The sequence below is a fragment of the Plantactinospora sp. CA-294935 genome (assembly GCF_050936445.1).
Lineage (GTDB): Bacteria > Actinomycetota > Actinomycetes > Mycobacteriales > Micromonosporaceae > Plantactinospora.
Window position 1 is genome coordinate 6,743,082 of sequence record NZ_JBNJMU010000001.1, and the last position, 23,513, is coordinate 6,766,594.

At 72.9% G+C, this 23,513-nt stretch carries 24 protein-coding genes; 18 read left to right on the plus strand and 6 right to left on the minus strand.

Annotation, left to right across the window (positions count from 1 at the left end; translation table 11 throughout):
- Positions 1-37 precede the first annotated feature (37 nt).
- The 7 genes from egtD (at position 38) to ACQEVC_RS29575 (ending at position 7,891) form a co-directional block, all read left to right on the plus strand.
- Entirely contained in the window at positions 38-1,003 is a 966-nt protein-coding gene (gene egtD / locus ACQEVC_RS29545) for an L-histidine N(alpha)-methyltransferase (RefSeq protein WP_432883912.1), read from the plus strand.
- A gap of 252 nt (positions 1,004-1,255) precedes the next feature.
- Positions 1,256-1,843, plus strand: coding sequence for a TMEM165/GDT1 family protein (locus ACQEVC_RS29550; protein WP_318394017.1), 588 nt, complete (start codon positions 1,256-1,258; stop codon positions 1,841-1,843).
- Positions 1,844-1,941: 98 nt separating this feature from the next.
- Entirely contained in the window at positions 1,942-2,157 is a 216-nt protein-coding gene (locus ACQEVC_RS29555) for a hypothetical protein (protein ID WP_432883914.1), read from the plus strand.
- 296 nt (positions 2,158-2,453) lie between these two features.
- Positions 2,454-3,932: a polysaccharide biosynthesis tyrosine autokinase gene (locus tag ACQEVC_RS29560; RefSeq protein WP_432883917.1), complete on the plus strand. Its 1,479-nt coding sequence runs from the start codon at positions 2,454-2,456 to the stop codon at positions 3,930-3,932.
- Positions 3,933-3,972: 40 nt separating this feature from the next.
- Positions 3,973-5,220, plus strand: coding sequence for a glycosyltransferase family 4 protein (locus ACQEVC_RS29565; protein WP_432883919.1), 1,248 nt, complete (start codon positions 3,973-3,975; stop codon positions 5,218-5,220).
- 229 nt (positions 5,221-5,449) lie between these two features.
- Positions 5,450-7,192, plus strand: coding sequence for a DUF4012 domain-containing protein (locus ACQEVC_RS29570; RefSeq protein ID WP_432883921.1), 1,743 nt, complete (start codon positions 5,450-5,452; stop codon positions 7,190-7,192).
- 69 nt (positions 7,193-7,261) lie between these two features.
- Positions 7,262-7,891, plus strand: a complete 630-nt coding sequence (locus ACQEVC_RS29575; protein WP_432883923.1) for a hypothetical protein — start codon at positions 7,262-7,264, stop codon at positions 7,889-7,891.
- A gap of 143 nt (positions 7,892-8,034) precedes the next feature.
- Here ACQEVC_RS29575 and ACQEVC_RS29580 read toward each other — a convergent pair whose 3' ends face one another.
- Positions 8,035-8,463: a MerR family transcriptional regulator gene (locus ACQEVC_RS29580; protein ID WP_432883925.1), complete on the minus strand. Its 429-nt coding sequence runs from the start codon at positions 8,461-8,463 to the stop codon at positions 8,035-8,037.
- A gap of 28 nt (positions 8,464-8,491) precedes the next feature.
- Between ACQEVC_RS29580 and ACQEVC_RS29585 the strand changes: the two genes are divergently transcribed.
- Entirely contained in the window at positions 8,492-9,046 is a 555-nt protein-coding gene (locus tag ACQEVC_RS29585) for a class I SAM-dependent methyltransferase (protein WP_432883928.1), read from the plus strand.
- 17 nt (positions 9,047-9,063) lie between these two features.
- Here the strand turns inward: ACQEVC_RS29585 and ACQEVC_RS29590 are convergent, their stop codons facing one another.
- Positions 9,064-9,456, minus strand: a complete 393-nt coding sequence (locus ACQEVC_RS29590) for a zinc-binding dehydrogenase (protein ID WP_432883931.1) — start codon at positions 9,454-9,456, stop codon at positions 9,064-9,066.
- Between the two features lie 176 nt (positions 9,457-9,632).
- Here ACQEVC_RS29590 and ACQEVC_RS29595 point away from each other — a divergent pair, with 176 nt between their 5' ends.
- Together ACQEVC_RS29595 and ACQEVC_RS29600 are read left to right on the plus strand one after the other, a co-directional pair.
- Positions 9,633-10,616, plus strand: a complete 984-nt coding sequence (locus tag ACQEVC_RS29595) for a pirin family protein (protein ID WP_432883934.1) — start codon at positions 9,633-9,635, stop codon at positions 10,614-10,616.
- Between the two features lie 110 nt (positions 10,617-10,726).
- On the plus strand, positions 10,727-11,392 hold the full coding sequence (locus tag ACQEVC_RS29600; protein ID WP_432883937.1) for a hypothetical protein: 666 nt from the start codon (positions 10,727-10,729) through the stop codon (positions 11,390-11,392).
- 249 nt (positions 11,393-11,641) lie between these two features.
- Here ACQEVC_RS29600 and ACQEVC_RS29605 read toward each other — a convergent pair whose 3' ends face one another.
- Together ACQEVC_RS29605 and ACQEVC_RS29610 are read right to left on the minus strand one after the other, a co-directional pair.
- Positions 11,642-12,292 (minus strand): DUF1345 domain-containing protein, encoded by a 651-nt coding sequence (locus ACQEVC_RS29605; RefSeq protein WP_432883940.1) that lies wholly within the window; start codon positions 12,290-12,292, stop codon positions 11,642-11,644.
- A 16-nt stretch (positions 12,293-12,308) separates the two neighbouring features.
- The gene (locus tag ACQEVC_RS29610) at positions 12,309-12,581 is read right to left on the minus strand and encodes a DUF2795 domain-containing protein (protein ID WP_318394029.1); all 273 of its coding nucleotides are present in this window, start codon (positions 12,579-12,581) and stop codon (positions 12,309-12,311) included.
- Positions 12,582-12,691: 110 nt separating this feature from the next.
- Here ACQEVC_RS29610 and ACQEVC_RS29615 point away from each other — a divergent pair, with 110 nt between their 5' ends.
- Positions 12,692-13,597 (plus strand): sulfotransferase domain-containing protein, encoded by a 906-nt coding sequence (locus ACQEVC_RS29615; RefSeq protein ID WP_432883942.1) that lies wholly within the window; start codon positions 12,692-12,694, stop codon positions 13,595-13,597.
- Positions 13,598-13,621: 24 nt separating this feature from the next.
- Here the strand turns inward: ACQEVC_RS29615 and ACQEVC_RS29620 are convergent, their stop codons facing one another.
- A complete protein-coding gene (locus ACQEVC_RS29620; RefSeq protein WP_432883945.1) occupies positions 13,622-14,794 on the minus strand; it encodes a CaiB/BaiF CoA transferase family protein in 1,173 nt (390 codons plus the stop codon).
- Positions 14,795-14,882: 88 nt separating this feature from the next.
- Here ACQEVC_RS29620 and ACQEVC_RS29625 point away from each other — a divergent pair, with 88 nt between their 5' ends.
- From ACQEVC_RS29625 to ACQEVC_RS29655, 7 genes are all read left to right on the plus strand, one after another.
- Positions 14,883-16,727, plus strand: a complete 1,845-nt coding sequence (locus ACQEVC_RS29625; RefSeq protein WP_432883947.1) for a glycosyltransferase — start codon at positions 14,883-14,885, stop codon at positions 16,725-16,727.
- A 90-nt stretch (positions 16,728-16,817) separates the two neighbouring features.
- Positions 16,818-17,408 carry a molybdopterin-dependent oxidoreductase gene (locus ACQEVC_RS29630; RefSeq protein ID WP_432891752.1) on the plus strand — a complete coding sequence of 197 codons (591 nt, stop codon included), beginning with the start codon at positions 16,818-16,820 and terminating at the stop codon, positions 17,406-17,408.
- Complete coding sequence (locus tag ACQEVC_RS29635) at positions 17,408-18,139, plus strand: ferredoxin reductase (RefSeq protein WP_432883950.1); 732 nt, start codon at positions 17,408-17,410, stop codon at positions 18,137-18,139. The genes ACQEVC_RS29630 and ACQEVC_RS29635 overlap by 1 nt, the downstream gene beginning before the upstream one ends.
- 22 nt (positions 18,140-18,161) lie before the next feature.
- Complete coding sequence (locus ACQEVC_RS29640) at positions 18,162-18,488, plus strand: DUF6510 family protein (protein ID WP_432883952.1); 327 nt, start codon at positions 18,162-18,164, stop codon at positions 18,486-18,488.
- A gap of 271 nt (positions 18,489-18,759) precedes the next feature.
- On the plus strand, positions 18,760-19,278 hold the full coding sequence (locus ACQEVC_RS29645) for a TrmH family RNA methyltransferase (protein WP_432883954.1): 519 nt from the start codon (positions 18,760-18,762) through the stop codon (positions 19,276-19,278).
- A gap of 127 nt (positions 19,279-19,405) precedes the next feature.
- Positions 19,406-19,582: a hypothetical protein gene (locus ACQEVC_RS29650; RefSeq protein ID WP_432883957.1), complete on the plus strand. Its 177-nt coding sequence runs from the start codon at positions 19,406-19,408 to the stop codon at positions 19,580-19,582.
- The gene (locus ACQEVC_RS29655) at positions 19,582-22,023 is read left to right on the plus strand and encodes a DUF4132 domain-containing protein (RefSeq protein ID WP_432883960.1); all 2,442 of its coding nucleotides are present in this window, start codon (positions 19,582-19,584) and stop codon (positions 22,021-22,023) included. The genes ACQEVC_RS29650 and ACQEVC_RS29655 overlap by 1 nt, the downstream gene beginning before the upstream one ends.
- Before the next feature lie 22 nt (positions 22,024-22,045).
- On the opposite strand, the gene ACQEVC_RS29660 is transcribed toward ACQEVC_RS29655, so the two are convergent.
- Positions 22,046-23,149, minus strand: coding sequence for a hypothetical protein (locus ACQEVC_RS29660; RefSeq protein ID WP_432883963.1), 1,104 nt, complete (start codon positions 23,147-23,149; stop codon positions 22,046-22,048).
- Positions 23,150-23,513: the final 364 nt, after the last annotated feature.

The window sequence follows — 23,513 nt, forward strand, 5'->3', positions numbered from 1 at the left end:
GCACGGTGCGGCGGTGTCGACCGAGGGGAGTGTGCGGGTGACCGCTGATCCGTTGGAGATATACCTGGAGGAACGAGACCTGGAGCGGGCGTTGCGGTCCGACGTCCGGACCGGGCTCACCGGCACGCCCCGGTGGCTGCCGCCGAAGTGGTTCTACGACGCCCGGGGCAGCGAGCTGTTCGAGGAGATCACCCGGCTGCCCGAGTACTATCCGACCCGGGCCGAGCGGGCCGTCCTGGCGGCCCGGGCCGCGGAGATCGCCCGGCTCACCGAGGCGAAGACGCTGATCGAGCTGGGCTCGGGTTCGTCGGAGAAGACCCACCTGCTGCTCGACGCGCTGACCGCGCGGGGCAACCTCGGCACCTTCGTGCCGCTGGACGTCTCGGTCAGCGCGCTGGAACAGTCGACCGCCGAGATCGCCGCCGCCTATCCGGGGCTGCGGGTACGCGGCATCGTCGGCGACTTCACCCGGCATCTGGACCGGCTGCCCACCGGCGGCCGGCGGCTGGTGGCCTTCCTCGGCGGTACCATCGGCAACCTGCTGCCGGTGGAGCGGGCCGGATTCCTGGCCGCGCTGCGCTCGGCCCTGGAGCGGGGTGACTGGCTGCTGCTCGGCACCGACCTGGTCAAGGACCCCGGCGTGCTGGTGCCGGCGTACGACGACGCGGCCGGGGTCACCGCCGAGTTCAACCGCAACGTGTTGCGGGTGCTCAACCGCGAGCTGGGCGCGGATTTCGAGGTGGACGCGTTCGCACACGTCGCGCTCTGGGACCCGGACGAGCGCTGGATCGAGATGCGGCTGCGCGCCCGGCGGCCGATGCGGGTCCGGGTGCTCGACCTCGACCTTGCCTTCGCCGAGGGGGAGGAGCTGCGGACCGAGATCTCGGCGAAGTTCCGCCCGCAGGACGTCGACGCGGAACTGGCCGCTGGCGGCTTCACCGTACAGGCCCGGTGGACCGACGACGACGGCCTCTTCGCGGTGACCCTCGCCCAGGCCACCTGACCGGTGTCGGGGCGGGGCCGGTGACCTCGGGGCGGCCGAGGGCGCCTCGTCGCTGTCGGGCGTGCTCGGGTAGGGTCGTCGGCAGCGAAGGGGAGTAGCTCCCAACGTCGTGGTCGACATACTGGTGCGCGCGTGTCGCGCACCCGGCCACGCGGCCTCACCCCGGTGGGGCGGGCGAGACCTTCGACTCAGGCAGCAATGCCGGGTCGAGGTCGCCCACGCCCCCGCCCGGCATCGACCGGGAAGGGTGACATGCAGGACTTCGACACCGCCTTGGCGATCAGTTTCGGCGTCATCTTCGTAGCCGAGCTGGGCGACAAGTCGCAGTTGATGGCGTTGACCTTCGCCACCCGGTTCAAGGCACTACCGGTGATCATCGGCATCACCGTGGCGACCTCGGTCGTGCACCTGGCCTCGGTCGCGCTCGGTGTCGGCCTCGGCGCCGCCCTGCCCACCGGCTGGATCGCGCTGGTCGCCGGGCTCGCCTTCCTCGGCTTCGGCATCTGGACACTGCGCGGCGACTCGCTCACCGAGGAGGAGCGGCGCAAGGCGGAACGGACCCGCCGCTCCGCGATCATCGCGGTCTCGGTCGCCTTCTTCCTGGCCGAACTCGGCGACAAGACCATGCTGGCGACGATCACCCTGGCCACCCAGCACGGCTGGTTCGGTACCTGGCTCGGCTCCACCATCGGCATGGTGGCGGCCGACGCCCTGGCCATCGGCGTCGGCCGGATCCTCGGCCGCCGCCTGCCGGAAAAGACGATCCGGTACGGCGCCAGCGCACTGTTCGGGATCTGCGGGGTCTGGTTGCTGGTGGACGCCGTGCACCAACTGACCTGACGACCGCTGCCGGGTGTGGGACGGCCGGGATGCGGGTAGCCGTTTCGATGGCCGGCGGTCGGTACGGCCGACCCATGGCCCGAACGGAGGATCACTGCATGACCAGGCACGATGAGCCGAACGAGTACGGGTTCGCCGGCGACGTGGCGCTGCCCGAGCCGGAACGGCCGCACAAGCGGGACGTGGTCGCGGAGGAGGCCGAGGAGGCCGCCGTCCCCGGCTCGGACCTCTCGCGTGAGTTCCGGGAGGCACTCGCCGACTCGGACCAGGTGGGCGAGGCGGACGAGGGTGCGGAGCCGCCCCCGTCGCGTTGAGTCCCGGGCATCATCGACGGCGCCGGCCGACTGGCCGGCGCCGTTCTGTCTTCTCCGCTCCGCCGCCGTTCCCGTCCGCCCTGCTCGGGCGCACTGTGCTGGCCACGTCGCCCGGCCGAACGCGTCGCTGGTACTTATCGGCCTTATTGGGCCGAGTGCGACTACTGAGGGCGCTCAATCATCTACATTCGGTAGGAACTGCCGAGCGACAAGTGCGAACTTTTCATACTGTCGCCTTTTTTATGATCACTAGAGGTCTTGGCGCCGGTTGGTGCCGGGACGGAAGGCCGGGGCTGATGGATCTGCACACTTACCTGCGCGCGCTGCGCCAACGCTGGTGGGTGGTACTCGCGACCGTGATGGTCGCGCTGGGCCTCGCCGGGGTCGTCACGGTACGGGCGACCCCGCAGTACGCCTCCTCGGTAACCTTTTTCGTCACCTCCTCCGGGCACGGCATGACCGACGCGTACCAGGGCAGCCTCTTCCTCCAGCAGCGAGTCAAGTCGTACGTCGACCTGCTCAGCAGCGACCGGTTGGCGCAGACCGTCGCGGCGGAGGAACGCGTCGGGCTCACCGCTGACGAGGTGCGCTCCCGGGTCAGCGCGCGGGTCGAGGCGGACACCGTCCTGCTCTCCGCGACCGTCACCGACACCGACCAGGCCAGGGCACTGCGGCTCACCGAGGCGCTGGCGGCGCACTTCGTGAAACTCGTGCACAGCATCGAGACCCCGCCCGGGGCGAAGGAACCGCCCATCAAGATCGAGGTGGTCGGCGGCCCCAGGGTGAACGCCGAGCCCGTGTCGCCCCGCCCGGTCCGCAACCTCGTCCTGGCCGGAGTGTTCGGGCTGGTGCTCGGCGCCGCGCTCTCCGTGTTGCGCGGACTGACCGACACCACCTTCCGGGACGGCGAGACGCTCCAGGAGGCGACCTCGGCACCGCTGCTCGGCAGCATCCCGTACGACGGGCAGGCCCGGTCGAGCCCGCTGATCGTCGGTGGCGCCGCCCAGACGGCTCGGGCCGAGGCGATGCGGAAGCTGCGGACCAACCTGCGGTTCGTGGACGCCCAGGAGCCGGCCCGGGTCATCGCGGTGACCAGTGCGGTGCAGGCCGAGGGAAAGTCCACGCTCGCCTGCAACCTGGCGATCACGCTCGCCGAGGCGGGCTGGCAGGTGCTGCTGGTCGACGCGGACCTGCGCCGGCCCCGGGTCGCCGGCTATCTCGGGCTCGGCTCGGGCGCGGGCCTGACCGACGTGCTGATCGGCGAGGTCGCGGTCGAGGACGTGCTGCAACCGTGGGGCGACAAGTCAATGCTGGTCCTGCCGGGCGGTTCGGTACCGCCGAACCCGAGCGAGTTGCTCGGCTCGAAGGCCATGGCCGACCTGCTGCTGTCGCTGCGCGAGCTGACCGACATCGTCATCATCGACACCCCGCCGCTGCTGGCCTTCACCGACGGCGTGGTGGTGGCGGTGCAGGCCGACGGCGCGCTGCTGGTGGCCCGGCAGGGCAAGACCCCGAGCGCGCAGACCGCCGCCGCCGCGCAGGCGCTGCACTCGGTCTCCGCCCGGGTACTCGGCTGCGTGCTGAACATGTCGAAAGAGAACAAGATCGACGTCGAGCAGTACCGGGCGTACCGGAAGGGTGGGCCGGTGGAGACGGTCCTCGCCACGCGCGGCGAGGAGCCGCCCGTCGCCGACCCGGTACGCGTCCCCCCGAACGGCGTCGTGGCCGCCGCGCCCGCGGACAACACGGAGGAGCTCGACCGGGTACCGCGATGACGCGGGCTCGCCCGGTCGCGGGGTGATCGGGGGATGAAAAATGAAGATCGGCGTCATCTCGTACTGGTTTCCGCCTGAGCCCGCCTTCATACCGGGCTGCCTGGCCGAGGAGCTGACCGCACGCGGTCACGAGGTGCGGGTGCTCACCGGGTTCCCGAACCATCCGACCGGCCACGTCTATCCGGGGTACCGGCAGCGGTGGCGGCACCAGACCGACGACGGCGGGGTCACCATCCGCCGGGTGCCGGCGTACGCCAGCCACGACGGTACGGCGGCCCGGCGGGCGGCGCGGCAGCTCACGTACGCGATGAGCAGCGCGCTGGCCGCGCCCGGCTTCCTGGCCGGGGTGGACGCGCTCTACGTCCACTTCCCGCCGGCCGGCGCGTACGCGGCGGCGGCTCTGCTCCGGCTGCTGCGTCGGGTGCCGGCGGTGGTGCACGTCCAGGACATCTGGCCGGAGGGGGTGACCCCGCCGCCCGGCGAGTCGGGCCGGGACGCCTCCGGCGGGTTCACCCACGGGCTGCTCAGCCGGACGATGCGCGCGATCTACCGGTCGGCGGCCGGGATCGCGGTGATCTCGCCGTCGATGCGGGACGTGGTGATCGAGCGGGGCGCCGAACCGGAGCGGGTGCGGGTGGTGCTCAACTGGACCGACGAGCGGCTGTTCCGGCCGATGGGCACCACTCCGGCGGCCCGGCGGGCGATCGGGCACCGCGGGCTGACCACCGTGATGCACGCCGGCACGATGGGGCCGTTCCAGCGCGTCGACACGGCGGTCCGGGCCGCCGCCGCGATCAACGGCAAGGTCGACCTCGATCTCGTCCTGGTCGGCTCCGGGCCGGAGGAGCGGCAGTCCCGGCAGCTCGCCGAGGACCTCGGCGCGACCAACGTCCGGTTCCTCGGCTGGCGTCCACCGGCCGAGATGGCCGACCTGTACGCCGCCGCCGAATACCAGCTCGTGCTGTTGCGCGATCTTCCGGCGCTGCGCGGGGCGGTGCCGGCGAAGTTGCAGGCGGCGCTCTCCGCCGGGGCGCCGGTGGTCGCCTCCGCCGGCGGGGACACCGCCGACCTGGTGGAGCGGGCCCGCGCGGGACTCTCCTGTCCGCCCGAGGACTGGCAGGCGCTGGCGGACCGGTTCGCCCTGGCTGCGGTGATTCCGAGTACCGCTCGCGCGGAGATGGCGCAGCGGGCCCGGGACAGTTATCTGTCCCGGATGTCGCTGCGCACCGGCGTCGATCAGATGGAGCAGATGCTGGCCGAGGCGGCGGCCAGCCGACGGCGGCGCTGACCTGGCTCTTCGCCCGTCATCGCCGTGCCGCTATGACCGGTTTATGAACTTTTCTCACTGTAGGTACACAAAAGTATCATAATGGCACCTGAAATACCAACAGTGAACTGTTCACCGTGCTATAGAGATATAGGCGCTAACGGCGTTGTGTCTACTTCATCCGACTTAGTCGAAAGCGGTGGTGGCGGTGGGGGACGTGTCCCCGAGGCGGCGGACGGCGAGCCGTCGAGTGGTTCGGTGGAAACTCCGCCGGATCCTGCTCACCGCGCTCGTCATCGGCTGCCTGCTGGCCGTCGGCGGCGGCTGGCTCGGACTGCGCGGCTGGCAGGCCGGTGGACATCTGGAGAACGCCGCCAGCCTGGCCCGGGAGTTGAGCCAGCAGGTGCTGGACGGCCAGACCGGGCAGGCGCGCCGGACCCTGGAGGCGCTGCAACAGCAGACCGCGGCCGCCCGGTCGCGTACCGGTGACATCGGCTGGCGTGCCGGCGGCGCCGCCCCGTACGCCGGCCGGAGCATGTCGGCGGTCCGGGAGCTGGCGGTCGGCGTCGACGAACTCGCCCGGCGGGCCTTCCCGGCCCTGGTCGAACTGAACCCCCAGACGTTGCTGCCCAGCTCCGGACGGCTCGACCTGGCCGCCATGCGCGGCGCGATGCCCGCGGTCGCCGAGGCGGACAGCGCGGTACGCGAGGTCCGGGACCGGATCCTCGCGGTGCCGACCTCCGGGCTCGTGCCCACGGTCCAGGACGCGGTGTCGCAGTTGCGTGCCGAGCTGGACCGACTGGTCGAGGCGATCTCCGCCGTCCGGCGCAGCGGTGCCCTGCTGCCCGCCCTGCTCGGCGGCAACGGAACCCGGACCTACCTGGCGGTCTTCCAGAACCTCGCCGAACCCCGGGCGACCGGCGGGATCTTCGGCGCCTACGCCGTCATCCGGGCCAGCAAGGGCGAGGTGAAGTTGGTCAAGCAGGGCCCGGTCACCGACCTGAGCAACCACGGCCAGCCGCCGCTGTCACTGAGCCGCGAGCTGCGCGCCCTCTACACCGACCTGCCCGGGATCTATCCGGCGGACGTGAACCTCACCCCGCACTTTCCGACCGCGGCCACCCTGATCCGCCAGATGTACCGGCGGGCCGGTGGCGGCACCGTCGACGGCGTACTCGCCACCGACCCGGTCGCGCTCTCCTACCTGCTCAAGGCGATCGGACCGGTGTCGGTGCCGGGGCATCCGACCCTCACCGCCTCCACGGCGGTGCGAACCCTGCTGTCGGACGCGTACCGCCGGATCGACGAGCCGGCCCAGCAGGACAAGTACTTCGCCGCCTCGGCCCGGGCGGTCTTCGATGCCCTGCTGAAGCGGTCGGTGAACCCCCGCGCGGTGGTGCAGGCGGTCAACACGGCCGTCGCCGAGCGCCGGATCCTGTTCTGGAGCGCGCACCAGAGCGAGCAGCGGGAACTCGTCGACACCCGGCTCGCCGGAGTGCTGCCGGAGCGGGAGACGGTGCACAACGTCGGCGTCTTCCTCAACGACGGCAGCGGCGCGAAGCTCGGCTACTACCTGGACCGCTCGGCCGAGCTGACCGTCGGCGACTGCCGCGCGGACGGTAGCCGGGAACTCCACCTCCGGCTCACCCTGCGTTCCTCCGCACCCTCCTCCGGGCTCAGCGAGTCGGTGCGCGGCCTCGCGATGTCCGGCGACCCGTACACCGCCCGCGTTCTGGTCTCGGTATTCAGCCCGGTACGCGGCTCGCCGCTGGGCGCCCGGCTGGACGGCAAGCCGAAGCCGATGGGTGGCGGAGTGGAGCGGGGCCGCCGGGTCGGGGTACTGGCCGTCGACATCGGACCCGGACGTACCCGCGTACTGGAGGTGGGTCTGCTGACCCCGCCGAAGTCCAGTGGCGCGGTCGAGTTGTGGCTCACCCCGGGCCCGACCCCATGGACCACCCGTGTCAGTTCCGCACCCGCGTGTGGCCAGTAGGCCGGCACGTCAGAACAAGTCATGCGATCCGTTGTGAACGTCATGCGATCAATAGAGAGAGGATCCATCATGCGGCTATCCCGCATCATCGGCTCGGCGGTGGCGACGCTCGCCACGGTGGGCGCGTTCGCCATCGCGGGGTCGCCCGCACAGGCCCAGCCACTACCACAACCACCGTACCCACCACAGGCGCCGGCGCTGACCGTCAGCGACCCGACCGTGGAGGTGAACCAGACCTTCACGGTCTTCGGCAGCGGGTTCGGCGGTAACGAACTCGTCCGGCTCGACTTCGCGCGTACGCCGCTGGCGCTCGGCGCCGGTACGGCGGCGCAGGACACCGGCGGGGTCGGCGCGATGCTGCCGATCGCGCAGCAGGCGCAGACGGTGCACCGGAACCCGACCACGCTCACCGTCCGGGCGAACGTGACCGGGGAGTTCTCGGTCCGGGTCCGGTTCACCCGGACCGGCACCGTGACCATCACCGCCACCGGGCTCACCACCGGTCGGGTGGCGAGCACCACGGTCACCATCGTGCAGGGGCAGCCACCGCTGCCGGTCACCGGTAGCGAGACCGGGCCGCAGATCGCGCTCGGCACCATGCTGCTGATCGCCGGCGTGCTGCTGGTGCTGGTGGCGGTCGCGTGGCGGACCGCGAGCCGCCGTCGGGGCCGTTCCCGAGAGCTGACCTCGGTCGGCTGACCGTCGGGCGGGCGGCGAGAGCCGATCCGCACCTCGCAGGATTGCCTGCCGGACGAGACACCTCGTCCGGCAGGCGCCTTCGTTTCCCGGCCGGACCTCCCGGGTCGGCGGCAGTGCTCGCCGTCGGCCCGGCGGTCGCGCGATCAGGAGTCGAGCCGGCAGCCGGGGCCCTGCACCAGCCGTTGGAAGTCGGGGCACTCCAGGAAGTCCTGCACCGGGCAGTCGAGGGCGTGGTCGAGCAGGTCCCGGGAGGCGGTCGCGACGGCGATCCGGCGGTCCAGCTCGTCGCGGTGCCGCTGGAGCACGGCCCGGCGGGCCGCCGCGTCGTCCGCGCCGAGCATCATCCGGAGCTGGTCGAGGCCGATGCCCACCTCGCGGCCGCGCATGATGATCGCCACCCGGGTGAGCTGGGCCCTGGTGTAGCGGCGTCGACCGTTGACCCGGCGGTCCGGCTTGATCAGGCCGACCGACTCCCAGTGCCGTAGTACGTGGGTGGCCAGCCCGAACTGGGCGGCCAGCTCACCGATGGTCAGCTCGGCTGCCTCTTCGGCCGGGGCGGGGCTTGACTTCATGTTGACATTAACATGCAGAGTGACCCCTATGGTCAAGCGAGAGAGCGCCCGCCAGGCCTGGGACCGGCGTGCGGCGGGCTACGACCGGGCGGGTGACCGGATGGAGCGGCTGACGATCGGGGACAGCCGGGAATGGATCTGCGCGCGGGCCCGGGGCCGGACCCTGGAGGTCGCGGTCGGCACCGGGCGCAACCTTTCCCGGTACGGCCCGGACGTCGACCTGGTCGGCCTCGACCTGAGCCCGAACATGCTGGCCGTGGCCCGCTCCCGGTCCGAGGTGCTGGGCCGGCGCGTCGAGCTGCGGGAGGGCGAGGCGGAGCACCTGCCCTTTCCCGACGCGTCCTTCGACACCGTGGTCTGCACCCTCGCGGTCTGTGCGGTCGGCGACCGGAACGCCGCACTCACCGAGATGCGCCGGGTACTCCGCCCCGGCGGCCGGCTGCTGCTGCTCGACCACGTCGAGCGGCGGTGGCTGCGGGGCCGCCCCGCCGATCTCGCCCTGCGGCTCGGGTTCGTGGTCGAGGCCCGGGGCCGGCTCCGGCTCGGCCTGATCGAACGGCTGGCCGCGTGGAAGCCGGCCTGACCGGCATGTTCGGCCGGTCAGCCGACCTCCAACAGCGTCTTGCCCAGCGTACGGCGGGACTGGATGGCCGCGTGCGCGTCGGCCGCCAGGTCCAGTGGAAACCGCTGCCCGATCACCGGGCGCAGCCGGCCCGCCGCCGCCTCGGCCAGCGCGCGGCGGGTCAGCTCCCGCAACTGCTCCGGTGATCGGGTCAGCGACCGGACGACGGTCGCCCCCCGTTCCTTCGCGACCTCGTCCGGAACCTGCGTCCAGCTACCGCTGGCCAGCCCGAAACTGACCAGCCGGCCGCCCCGGTCGAGCAGGTCGAACGCCGACCGGCCCATCGCACCACCCACCCCGTCGAAGGCGACGTCGAGCCCGCCGGCACCTCCGCCGGACCAGTCAACAACCTCGACCACGGTCGAGGTCAACCGGCGTACCGCACCGCCGGCCGGGATCCGGCCGATCCATATCCGCCAGTCCGGTATCCGGGCAGCGGCCGACCGGCCGGGTTTTCGGGCAGCGGCCGACCGGCCGGGTTTTCGGGCAGCGGCCGACCGGCCGGGTAGTCGGGTCTGGCGGCCTGGCCGCCGCGTAGGCTCGACGGGTGAGCATCACCGAGCCGATGCCGGGGGAGACTCTGCCGCCGGGCACCGGGACGGGCGCGGACACCGAGCCGACCAATGTGCTGCTGCCCGGTCACGACGTGCCGCTGGGCCGTTACACCACCGTGCGCCGGCTGTTGCCGCAGCGCCAGCTCCGCACCATCGGCGCCTGGTGCTTCGTCGACCACTTCGGTCCGGACGACGTGGCCAACCGGCCGGGCATGGGGATCGGGCCGCATCCGCACACCGGGCTGCAGACGGTGACCTGGCTGGTGCACGGCGAGATCCGGCATCTGGACAGCCTCGGCAACGACCAGCTCATCCGGCCCGGTCAGCTCAACGTGATGACCTCGGGCCACGGCATCGCGCATGCGGAGTACTCGCCACCGGAGCATCCGCCGACCCTGCACGGCCTGCAACTGTGGGTGGCGCTGCCTGACGGGGCCCGGTCCGGCCCGCCCGGCTTCGCCCACCACGCCGAGCTTCCGGTACTGACCGGGCCGGACTACTCGGTGACCGTACTCGTCGGCGAGCTGGCCGGGGTCCGGTCGCCGGCGGTGGTGCACTCGCCGCTGCTCGGGGCGCAGCTCTGGCTGCCCGACGGTGGCCCGGCCCGGTTGCCGCTGACCACCGGCTTCGAGCACGGCCTGCTGGTGATGACCGGGGCCGCCGAGATCGGCGGGGTCACGCTCACCCCCGGTTCGCTGCTCTACCTCGGAGCCGGCCGTCCCGAGCTGGCCGTACGGGCGACCGGCCCGACCCGGCTGATGCTGCTCGGCGGCGAGCCGTTCGACTCCGCGCTGGTGATGTGGTGGAACTTCGTCGGGCGCTCGCACGAGGAGATCGCCGAGGCCCGCGCGGACTGGGCGGCCGGCAGCCTCCGGTTCGGCCGGGTGCAGGGCGACGACTCGGATCCGCTGCCGGCTCCGCCGATGCCGACAACCCGGCTGAAGAGCCGCGACCGGCACGGCCGGACCGTCGGCTGACGGGGATGCCGGCCGGACCGTCGGCTGACGGGGATGCCGGCCCGTCGCGGCGGTGGCGGGAAAACGGCCCCGGCCAGCTTTGGCCCGACCCGTCGTGGGTAGTCGCCGGCATGGCGACGACTGCGACGACGAGCGTCGAGGACCGCAAGCGGCTCGTCCGCCGGCTGGTGGCACGCAGCCGGGGCTTCGCCGAGGAGTACGGCCTCCAGGTCACCAACAACCCGGCGAGCCTGTTCCAGGTGCTCTGCCTGGCGATCCTGCTGCGCCGCACCGGCGAGGTCCGGCGCGCGGTCGATCCGGCCCGGGCGCTGCGGGACGCGGGCTGGGAGAGCCCGGCCCGGATGGCGCGGTCCCGCACCGAGGCGCGGGCGGCGGTGCTGCGCGAGCACGGTCGGGGTGCCGACGCCGACCGGTTGGCCGGCACCCTGGGCGAGCTGGCCGAGGCGCTCGTCGCGCGCTACCACGGCGACCTGCGCCGGCTGCGGGCCGCGGCGAAACACGCGCCGGCCCGGGAGCGGGCGTTGCTCGCCGAGTTGCCGGGAGTGGACGCCGAGGTGGTGCAGCTGTTCCTGCGCGAGGTCCAGGCGCTGTGGGCGGAGACGGCGCCGGTCGCCGACCGGCGGGCTCTCGCCGCCGCCCGCCGGCTCGGACTCGGGCGCTCGGCGGCCGACCTGGCCACCCTGGCCGGCGGCGGGGAATCGGAGAAACTGGCCTGGTTGGTGGGTACCCTGGCCAGGATTGATCTCGAGGACAGATACCACGAAATCGCCCGTTGAGCAGCGAAACAGCGTGCTTTCACACACAGTTTCCCGGATTTCTGGCCGAACGGTCCATCCCGGATCGTAAGATGGGTGCGCGGCGTCAGCCAGCCCGGTTCGGGCCTGCCGCCGCGATCCGGTGAGCGGGTCCGGTTCGGACGTGTGACCTCACCGGGGCACTGGCGGACGTGGCGCCCGGGATCCGCGTGTGAGCGCGGATGTGACGGGCGCCCCGTCCGGTGCCTTCCCTCCTTTCGGGACGAACGGTCATTTGGCGAGCCCGGCGAGCAGGTTGATGGTCGCGGCGATGATGACCGCGCCGAACAGGTACGACAGCAGGGCGTGCCCGAGCACCGTGACCCGCATGGTCTTCGTGGTCAGGTCGGTGTCGGCGACCTGGAAGGTCATTCCGATGGTGAACGAGAGGTACGCGAAGTCCGTGTACTTTGGCGGATCCTCCTCGTGGAAGTCCACCCCGCCGTCGTCGCCGGTGTAGTAGAGCCGGGCGTAGCGGGCGGTGAAGACGAAGTGCACGACCGTCCAGGAGAGCAGCACGCTGACGATGCCGAGTCCGATGTGCAGTTCCCGGTCGAGGCCGCGGGCCTCGTGGTCGGTGGCGAGCAGGATGCCGATCGCCAACAGGCTGGCCAGCCCCGCTCCGACCAGCACCGCGTCGCGTACCGGGCGGCTCGGGTCCTCCCGGACGGCCAGCTCGGCGGTCTGCTGCGAGTCCCGGAACCACAGCACCCGCCACGCCCACACCAGATAGGCCGCCGCCGCCGCGTCCCAGCCGATCAGCGGCCCGAGCAGCGGCGACAGCAGGAGGGTGGCCGGTATGCCGACGCAGACCCCGACCAGCATGATGACGGCCATCTGGATCGAGGCCTTCGGCGGGTCGTACCAGGGTCTGCGCCGCATCCGCGGAACGGGGGAGTCAGATCTGGCGCTGGTGCCGGGCGACCCGCTGGTGGGTACGGTCGCGGGTCTTGGCGGCCATCTCCGCCGGGCTGGCGTCCGGGGCCAGGTCGGTCTTGGCGGACCGGGCCACCTCCTCGGTGTTCTGGTAGTCCACCGGGGGCATCCCGCGCAGCGCCTGGAGTACCTCGCGTGGCGCCCCCGCGCGCTCGGCCTCCCGGACGATGTCCTCCTTGGGCGCCGGAAAGTCCATCGACTCCAGGTACCGCAGTACGTCCGCGTTAGTCACCATGGGATCCCGCTCCTCGCCCGTTGTCTGGTTCACCGGCCGGCCGGATACCCGTTGTACGCACCCTCACGCCTGCCCGGGCGGATGGATCACCGGCCGGTATCCTCGGCCGAATGCCCGAAGCTTCCGTCCGGTACCGGTCCGGCGACGAGGACAGCGCCCGGTGGACCGGCTTCCCGTTCCGCCCGGGTGACATCGTGATCAGCACCCGCTCCAAGAGCGGCACCACCTGGATGCAGATGATCTGCGCGCTGTTGGTCTTCCAACGGCCGGAGCTGCCGGCGCCGCTGGCCGAGCTGTCACCCTGGCTCGACTGGCTCGGCGAGCCCCGGGACGACGTCGTCGCCGCGCTCCAGGCCCAGCCGCACCGCCGGTTCGTCAAGACACACACCCCGCTGGACGGGATTCCCCTGGACGAGCGTGCCACCTACGTCGTGGTCGCCCGGGATCCGCTGGACATGGCGGTGTCGCTCTACCACCAGAGCGGAAACCTGGACCGGGAGCGGGTCGCGCGGCTCACCGGGCAGCCGGCGCCGACCGGCCCACCCCGGGTACGTCCACCGGTGCGGGAGTGGCTGCTGTCCTGGATCGACCGGGACGTCGCACCGGCCGAGGAACTCGACTCCCTGCCGGGAGTGCTGTGGCACCTCCGCGACGCCTGGGCCCGGCGGCACCTGCCCAACGTGCTGCTGGTGCACTACGCCGACCTCTCCGCGGACCTCGCCGGGCAGATGCGCGAGATCGCGCGGCGGCTCGGGATCGAGGTGCCGGAGCGGCGCTGGCCGGCGCTGGTCGAGGCGGCCACCTTCACCCGGATGCGGGACCGGGCGCCGGAGCTGGTGCCGGACCGGTCCGGGGTGCTGAAGAGCCAGGCGGCGTTCTTCCGGCGGGGCGGCAACGGGGCGGGACGGGAACTGCTGCGTCCCGACGAGGTGGCGCACTACCGCCGCCGGCTGGCCACGCTGGGCCCGGCGGACCTGCTCGACTGGCTGCACCGGGAGGACGGCGACCGTCGGTAGTTCCCGGACCGCCGGCCGGCTGGCTCAGGCGACGGTGCCGTCGGTCCGGAGTCGGCTGATCCGGTCGGCGTCGAGGCCGAGTTCGGCCAGCAGTTCGTCGGTGTGCTCGCCGGGCTGCGGCGGCGGCCGGCGGATGGACCCCGGCGTACGGCTGAACCGGGGCGCCGGGGCCGGCTGCTCGGCTCCGGCGTGCACGACGAAGACGTCCCGGGCGGCCAGGTGCGGGTGCCGGGGCGCCTCCCGCCAGTCGAGGACCGGTACCACGCAGGCGTCGGTGTGTTCCAGCAGGGCGGCCCACTCGTCCCGGGTACGGGTGCGGAACAGCCGGGCCCAGGCGTCGTGCAGCGCCGGCCAGTTCGCCGGATCGGTGCGGTCCAGCGCCTCGTCCGGCGGCAGCGGGAAGCCGGTCAGCCGGACCAGTTCGGCGTAGAACTGCGGCTCTACCGCGCCCACCGCCAGGTGCCGGCCGTCGGCACACTCGTAGGTGTCGTAGAACGGGGCGCCACCGTCGAAGATGTTCACTCCCCGGTCGTCGCCCCACTGGCCCATCCCGCGCATTGAGTGGATCATCGTGGCCAGCAGTGACACTCCGTCCACCATGGCCGCGTCCACCACCTGCCCGGTGCCGCCGCCCCGGATGTCGAAGAGCGCGCAGACCACGCCGAGGGCCAGCAGCATTCCGCCGCCGCCGAAGTCGCCGACCAGGTTCATCGGCGGCACCGGCCGCTCGCCGGCCCGGCCGATCCCGTGCAGTACGCCGGTCAGCGCCAGGTAGTCGATGTCGTGCCCGGCGTACCGGGCATTCGGGCCGTCCTGGCCCCAGCCGGTCATCCGGCCGTAGACCAGCCGGGGGTTCACCGCCAGGCAGTCGTCCGGGCCCAGCCCGAGCCGCTCGGTGACGCCCGGCCGGAAGCCCTCGATCAGCACGTCGGCCGCGCTGACCAGGTCGAGCACCACCTGCCGGCCGGCCGGCGTCTTGAGGTCGACGGCGAGCGACCGGCGGCCCCGGTTGAGCAGGTCGGGATGGGGAGTGCCGAACCGTTCCGGCCGGACCTCGCCGACCCGGTCCACCCGGACCACGTCGGCGCCCAGGTCGGCGAGGACCATCGCGGCGAACGGGCCGGGGCCGATGCCGGCCAGCTCGACGATCCGGACGCCGGTGAGCGGGCCGGTCCCGGTCGGTCGGGGTGCGATCATCCGTGCACGATAGGACACGCCGGCGTGGTCGCCGTGTCGACCCGGGTGGTTGCCGGCGATCGGCCGCGACAGGACGTATCGTCACCAGGTGGAGTGGCTCGATCACTGGCGGTTGGTGGGTGCGCCACGACCCAACCGGGCGGAACGGCTCGGCCGGCTGGTCGGCCTGCGTGTGCTGCGGATCCCGGGCGTACCCCGGGTGCTGGTCGTCGCCGGTTCGACCGACCGGCTCCGGGACCTGCTGGTCGAGCCCGTCTCGCTGCGCCCGACCCGCCGGGCGGTCGTCGTGGTGGCGTACTGGCGGGCGCCCCGGCGCGGCTGGTCGAGCGGCATCGGGCCGCTGGACCACCTGCGCCGGCACCGGGTGGCGCTGCCCGGCCGGGGCCGGGGTACCGCCGTCGTCAGCGTCCGGCTGTCCCGGCCGGCGCAACTGCGCGAGGTGCTGCGGGCGGCGTTGGGTGCGCTGGCACCGGGGCGGCCGTTGCCGGCACCGGCCGGGCCGAGTCTGACCAGCCACGGGACGCTGCCGGCGTACCTGCCGGCGGGTGGGACGGTGCTGCTCGGCGAGCTGGTCGGCAGCCCCGACATCCGGGCGTACGACGTGCTGCTGCGGGCGCCGGGCGGCACCGGGGTGGGGTCGGGCGCTCCGCCGTACGCGGTCGGCTGGTCGGCTACCCGGCACGGGGCCGAGGCGCCGGACGCCCCACCGGCCGTACTGGTCGACGCGCTCCGGATCAACCCGCGCGGCCGCCGGCCCGACTGCTACCGGCCGGACGCTCCCCGGGTACGCCTCGACTTCACCCCCGCCCGCCGGCCCGGCCCGGGGGCGTACCCGCTGGACGGGCCCGGGGTGACCGCGCCGGTGCTCGCCACGCTGCGCCAGACCGGCGTGGTCGACTGCCCGGAGGTCCCCGACACCGACCCGGTGGCGGTGGCGGCGCTGCTGGTGCAGATCGCGATGACCGGCGCGGTGCTCTCCGTGCCGGTGCTGCCGGAGCGTGTCGCCGAGCTGATCGCGCCGGAGTTGCGGGTCCTGCTGACCGCCCCGGTGCCGCAGACCGGGACGCTGGCGCTGGAGGCGCGCAGCGTGGTGCAGCGGCGGGCGGCGCTGCGCGGGCACGCCGCCGCGTTCGCCGTGCCTCGGCTCGCCTCGGCGGTGTTCCCGCAGCTCGGTCCGGTGCCGTCGGTGAGCGCGATCCTGGCGACCCGGCGCCCCGAACGGCTGCCGGAGGCGGTCCGGATGCTGGCCGCGCAGACGTACCCGGAGCTGGAGATCGTGCTCTGCCTGCACGGCGTCGAGCTGCCGGAACCGGTCCGGGTCACGCTGGCCGGCTGCGGCCGGCCGTACGAGATCGTCCGGGTGCCGGCCGCCGCCAGTTTCGGGGCCGCGCTCGGTGCCGCGACCCGGCGGGCCCGGGGCAGCCTGGTCAGCAAGTTCGACGACGACGACAGCTACGCCGCCGAACACCTCTGGGACCTGGTGCTGGCCCGGCACTACTCCGGTGCGACGCTGGTGGGCAAGGGCTCCGAGTTCGTGCACCTGGAGAACCGGGGTGTGACGCTGCGCCGGCCGTCCGGCACCGCCGAGTCCGACTGCCAGGTGGTGGCCGGCGGCACGATCCTGATCGCCCGGGGCGACCTGGAGGCGGTCGGTGGCTGGCGGCCGGTACCCCGCTCCGTCGACTTAGGACTGCTGGACCGGGTACGCCGGGACGGCGGCGGGATCTACCGGACCCACCCGCTCGGCTATGTCTACCACCGGCGGGCCACCGGGCACACCTGGGACCCGGGCGAGGACTACTTCCTCGACAGCGCGTCGGCGTACTGGCCCGGGCTGCCCGCCGAGGTGCTGGGCGAGGTCGACGAGCCGCCGGGGCGGCCGGCACCGGACCAGCGGACCGGCTCGGCGGCCGCCCGACCGGACCGGTCCTGACGGCTGCCCCGCGTGCCGGTGCCCGGCCGGAAAAACCCCGGTTGTAACCTGCGGTGCACCGGGAGGTGGTAGGACTAGCGGGTGGGCATCGTGTCACCAGGCTTCCAGGGCCGGCGTCGGCAGGCCGAGCCGAACCTGCCACCGGGGCAGTACCTGACGGAGGACTTTCCCGTGCTCTCCGCCGGCCCCACCCCCCGGGTGCCGTTGACGGACTGGGAGTTCGTGATCACCACCGAGACCGGTACCGAGTTCCGGTGGAGCTGGGACGAGATGTGGGCACTGCCCAACGAGACGCCGACGGTGGACATCCACTGCGTGACGCACTGGTCGAAGCTCGGCACCAACTGGCAGGGCGTCTCCCTGGACACCCTGCTCGACGGCGTCGACACCGCCGCCGACTACGCGCTGGTGCAGTCGTACGGCGGCTACACCACCAACCTGCCGCTGGACGACCTGCGTGACGGGCAGGCCTGGGTGGTGCACCGGTACGACGGTGCCGACCTGCCCGCCGAGCACGGTGGCCCGGCCCGGCTGCTGGTGCCGCACCTGTATTTCTGGAAGTCCGCGAAGTGGGTGCGCGGCATCCGCCTCGGCCTGACCGACGAGCCCGGTTTCTGGGAGACCGCCGGCTATCACGATTACGGTGACCCATGGCGCGAACAGCGGTACCAGGGAGACTGATGAAGCGGACCGGCTGGTGGGTCGCCCGGCTGGTCGACCGCCGGCCCGAGACCGCCACCTCCGGCACGCTGGTGCTGGAGGTACCGGACTGGCCGGGGCACCTGCCCGGGCAGCATGTCGACCTGCGGCTGACCGCCGAGGACGGCTACCAGGCGGCCCGCAGCTACTCGGTCTCCGCGCCGGCCGACGGCAACCGGATCGAGGTCACCGTCCAGCGGGTGCCGGACGGCGAGGTCTCGCCGTACCTGCTCGACGGCCTCTCGGTCGGCGACCAGATCGAGGTCCGCGGCCCGGTCGGCGGCTATTTCGTCTGGCGGGTGACCGACCCCTCGCCGGTGCTGCTGGTCGGCGGTGGCTCGGGCATCGCGCCGCTGATGGCGATGATCCGGGCCCGTCGGGACGCCGACAGCCGGACACCGTTCCGGCTGATCTACTCGGTCCGCTCCGAGCGGGACGTCTACTTCGCCGACGAGCTGCGTCGGCGCACCCGGGACGACCGTGGCCTCGACGTCGCCTACGTCTACACCCGGGAGGTGCCGGAAGGGTTCTCCGCCCAGGCGCACCGGGTCGCCGTCGCCGACGTCAACACCCACGGCTGGCCGGCACAGCTCGAACCGGTCAACTTCGTCTGCGGGCCGACCGGCTTCGTCGAGGCGGTTTCCGACATCCTGGTCGCGCTCGGGCACGAGCCCCGGCGGATCAAGACCGAACGGTTCGGTCCGACCGGCTGAACCCGCCGACCCTGGAGGCGAGATGACCGAGCAGCTCCGACCCGACCCGGGGCGGACGGACTACCTGGACGGCAACGTGCTGGCCGGGCCGATGCGGGACGTGTTCGCGGTGGACCTGACCACGGCGACCGGCCGGTGCGCCTCCTGCGGGCGGACCGGCCCGATGGCCACGCTGCGGGTCTACTCGAACGCACCCGGGGTGGTGGCCCGCTGTCCGGCCTGCGAGGAGGTGATGCTCCGGCTGGTGCGTACCCCGACCAGCGCCTGGCTGGACCTGCGCGGCACGACCTTCCTACAGATCCCGATGCCGGCCGAGCCGGCCACGACGCCCGGCCCGACCGCGATGTAACCGTCGGGGGGCGCCGACCGCGATGTAACCCGTCGGCGGGCCGCCGACCGCGATGTGCCCGCTGCGACGTGGCGGCCGAGCCCGACTGCGGGAGTACGTCACCGTCTATGGTGGACTTCTGGGGCTCGGGTACTTCGTGTTCGGCCGGTGCCCGGTGGACGGTCTGTCTGCCGCTACACTGGTCCCAACGGTTTCCCGTCGATGGCCCGTGTGCGCCGAGAAGCACACCTATCATGATCGACATTTCCTGCGGCGGAGTCGCCGTCCGCCGATGAGCCCGGCGATCCGGGTCCGTCCCCGCCGTGAACTGACCGCCGCCCGCCGTCGCCGGGCGCACCGCTGCTGGGGCCATCTCGTCGCGGCACCGCTGTGGCCGATGCACAACGCCAACCTCGGCACGCTGCTGCGTACCTGTGACGCGGTCGGCGCCTGCCTGGCCGTACCGCCCTGGCGGTGGGTCGACGAGGCGCTGGCGCGCGGAAACACGCTGCGCCGGCCGAGCTGCGTACACCGGGTCGGCAATCCGGTGCGTTGGCTGGCGGCGGAGCGTGCGGCAGGCGCCCGGGTGCTCGGCGTCGAGTTGACCGACGAGGCGGTCCGGCTCGCCGACCTGCCGACCGCCCGGCGCCGCACCATCGTCGTCCTCGGGCACGAGTCGACCGGCATCCCGCCGGAGGCGCTGGACAGCCTCGACGCCGCAGTGGAGATCCCCATGCTCGGCACCGGCCTCAGCCTGAACGTAGCGGTCGCCGGTTCCCTGGTCCTCTACAAACTCGCCGGCCTGATCTGATCCCGGCAGGCAGACGGAGATCTGGACGACTTGTTGTTGTCGGGACCACAAGAAGTCGTCGAGATCTGTCCGCTCCGCTTCGGTGGGTGGGTGGCGGTGTCGGACGTCCGCCCTAGACTCCGGCGCCATGGTGCGGGACATCGTGGGCGAGACGAGCACGGGGCAGCGACGGTGGGCGGCGAGCCGGGCGGCGGAGGGCCTTGACGGCGGCCTCGTCCTCCCGCCGGGGGCGGAGTTCAAGCAGGGCGGCGACGGAACGGCGCAGCAGCGCTTTCCGCGCCTCGCGCCGCTGGCCGGTGCCTGATGTCCAGCGTGGAGCAGACGACGGTGATGTCGGTGCCGCTGTCGCCGTACGCGGCCGCGCTGCTGCGCCGGATGACCGACCCGGATCAGGAGCCGGCCGCCGAGCGGCAGCCGGTGGACCTGTCCCGGGTCGGTGACCGGGAGTTCGGGGTACTGCTGGTGGCCGCCCGCGGCCTGTCGCGTCCCGAGAACGCCGGCCAGCATCCCGGCTGGGCGGTGCGGTGGGCGGTGGAGCAGGCGCTCCGGGAGCGGCAGCCGAGGTTCACCCCGGAGTCGTGCGCGGCACTGCTGGCGGTGCAGGCCGAGCGGGTCGGGACCGAGCCGTACAGCGCCAGTCCGACGCTGGCCACCGGCGCCCTGCTCCGCTGCGACGGCCCGTGGCCGGAGTCGGCGAGGCGCTCGGCCGGCGTCATCGCCCGGGGCGTGCTCGGGTACGGCCGGGTCACCGAGCCCTACGCGGTCGCCGCGCTCGCCGGGCTGGCCGGCGGGCTCACCCGGCCGGTGCTGTCCAAACTCTTCGCCTGGTCGCTGCACTCGTTCGCCCGCGACGAGTTCGACCTGCTGGTGAAGCTCGGGGTGACCGCCCAACTCCTGGTCGCCGAGGTCTGCCCCGACCGGTCCTACGTCACCCCGCCGCAGCTTCCCGACGCCTGGCAGCGGCTCGCCGCCATCGGGGAATACGTCTCCTTCGCCCGCCGGGCGCTCGAGGCCGCGTACGCCCGGGTCGCCGCGATCCGGGCCGGCGAACTGCCGTACGCGGCGGACAGGGCCTTCGGCAGGGACGAGGTCGAGGTGCTGGGCCGGGCTGCCCGGATCGCGCTGCTCCGCGACGAGCCGTGGCTGCCGGAGTTGCTCCGCCCGCTGCTGCTCGGCGTGGCGGTCGCGCCGACCGGCGCCAACACCCTGCCGTCGCAGGCGCTGCTCTACGAGCTGGCCCGGGCCGTCGGTGATTTCCCCACGCCGGCCGCGCTGGCCGCGCTGGTCGCCGCCCGGGGAGTGGTCCGGCACAAGGGCGTGCCGAAGCAGCTCGACCGGATGCTGAAGCGGATCGAGCGCGGGCTCGCGGAGCGGCCCGACGCGGTGCTCCGGCTGCCCGACCTCGGCTTCGACGCCGACGGCGGGTGCGTCGTGCCGGTCGGTGACCACCACGCCGTGCTGACCGCCTCGGAGGGCGTGCTGCTGCGCTGGCGACGCGCCGACGGCACGCTCTCGGCGACCGTGCCGGCGCCGGTCCGGCGGGACCACCCGGACCGGCTCAAGGAGTTGCGTGCTCGGGTCAAGCAGGCCAAGGACCAGCTCACGGCGCTGGCCCGGACCCTGGAGGCGGGTTTTCCGGCGGCCTCGGCGCAGCCGTACCGGCAGTGGCGGGAGGGACTGGCGAGCAACGGGCTCGGCTGGCAGGTGGCCCGTCGACTGATCTGGGAGTTCCCGGACGCGTCCGGGCGGTGGCGGGCCGGGCTGCCGGACGCCGGCTGGCGGGCGGGGGAGCCGGACGAGGCCGGTGAGCTGTTCCGGGACGTCGCGGGCGGACCGCTGCCCCCGCCCGGCCCGGAGGCGCCGATCCGGTTGTGGCATCCGGTCCGGGCCGGTGTCGACGAGGTCCGGGCCTGGCGGGACCTGCTCACCGAGCGACGGTTGCGGCAGCCGCTCCGGCAGGCGTTCCGCGAGGTGTACCTGCTGACCCCGGCCGAAGAGCAGACCGGCGACCACTCGCTGCGGTTCGCCGCGCACGTCGTGCACTACCGGCAGCTCTACGCGCTGCTCAAGGGGCGGGGTTGGACGACCAGCATGCTCGGGCCGTGGGACGGCGGGGACAGCGCGGAGGCGTGGCGAGTGCTGGCCGGCGGGGCGTGGCGGGTCGGGCTGCACCACGACTACCTCGGCGAGGAGGGGGTGGAGTGCGCCGGCACCGGCCGGGTGTGGTTCGAGCGGATGCGCGAGGGTGCCTGGCGGCCGAGCGTACTGACCGAGGTGCCGGTGGAGCTGTTCAGCGAGGCGATGCGCGACGTGGACCTCTTCGTCGCGGTCGCCTCGATCGCCGCCGATCCGTTCTGGACGGACGGCCGGACGCAGTACGTCGACTACTGGCGGGCCGAGAACAGCCGGGAACTGACCAGCACCGCCCGCGTCCGCCGCGAGGCGCTGGCCCGGATCCTGCCCCGGACGAAGATCGCCGACCGGTGTGAGCTGACCGACCGCTATCTCGTCGTCCGGGGCGACCGGCGGACATACAAGATCCACCTGGGCAGCGCGAACATCCTGATGGAGCCGGACGACTCCTACCTCTGCATCGTGCCGGCCCGCCGGAAGGCGCCCGGCGACATCTTCCTGCCGTTCGAGGAGGACCGGCTCGGGCTGATCCTCAGCAAGGCGTTCCTGCTCGCCGACGACACCCGGATCACCGACCGGTCGATCCTGGCGCAGTTGCGCCCACGGCGGTGATCCGGGCATCGTGCGAAACGGCCTACACCCGAGAGGTGAAGGTGGAGAGGAACTCGTGCGGTGCGGGGCTGCCGGTGTTGTCGAAGCAGATGGTGTCGACCTCGGCGGCCGGGGCGGCGCTCAGCTTCCAGGGTTGCGTCAGGTGGCAGTAGTTGGAGCCGGAGCCGTACGCGGTGACCTGGGCGTGCGTCTCCTCCTCGGTCAGGAACGGGTACGTGACCAGGTAGCGGCCGGCCGGGGCGAGCGGGGCGGACGAGTTGAACCCGAACCCGCCGGCCGGATAGTTCCAGTTGGTCTGGCCGGCGCCCGCCGAGAAGAAGTAGCCGGTGTACTTCGGCGGCCCGAACGAGCCGTACACGGCCCGCTCGCGGTGGTACGACAGGGTGAACTCGCTGTCCACCGGCGCCCCGCCCTGGTCGAAGCAGGTGACGTACCCGACGATGTCGAGCCCGCTGGCGCCCCAGCGTGCGACCTTGCAGCGGCGCGGTCCGGCGTTCGGCTGCACCGCCGTCACCTGGAGATTGCCGGCGAGCGTGCCCGCCACCCCGACCCCGCCGAGCCGGACCTGGTAGACCCCGACCCCGCCCGGCACGACGCTCACCCCGCCACCTGCCGAGTTGTACGCCTGCACGATGGCCGCCGGTCCCCACTGGAGCCAGGCGTGACTGCCCTCGACCGTCGGCACCAGACCGGAGCTGTATGTCCAGAGCACCGTGAACCGGGTGTCGTCCCGCTCCCCGCCCGGCTTGTGGCACTGCACGTCGATGATCTCGTCCGCCCCCGACTGTCCCCAGCGGACGATCTCGCAGTAATGTCCGGTCCGGTTCACCGGCGTGACGTGCACGTTTCCGCGTGAACCGGTGCCGACCTGCGGAAACTTGACGAGGTAGCGGCCCGGCGCCTGCCGCATCCCCTCGGCGAACAGGCCGGGGAAGGCCGTCTTCCAGCTACCCCACTGCCGGGCCGGGTCGAGCACCGTCCAGGCGGCCGGCAGGCTCGGGTTGTCGACGTACGCGAAGCCGAACCGGTCGGCGGCGGCAGCCTGGCTCGGCGCGGGTGGGCCGAGGACGGTGGCCGCCAGCGCGGCGACCAGGGCAGTGGCGAGGATGCGGGGACGGAGTCGCATCGGGCCTCCAATCGGGGTGGTTCGATGTGTGCCCCGGAGTCTGCGGTTCCGGCCGCCCCGGCCGCTGTCGGCTCCCCGGCAGTCTTGGCACGGCAGCGCCAAAACCCATCTGCGGGCGATCCCGGAATATGCAGTGGTATCCGGAACGTGGCTGGACGGCGCTGATGCGTACCGGTTGCCGCCGGCATCTCCGCATCGGCGCCCTCCGGGGGCGGTGTCGCGTCGCGCCGGTCGCTCCTCGCCATCACGCCCTCCTGCTGTTCGGTCCTCCGGTTGTTGGATGGGGGTCACTCCGCTACGGGGGAAGTGGAGTGACCCCTCGGTTCCGCCCTGGCGGTCTGGCCGGTCCTGAGCGGTCCCGCTA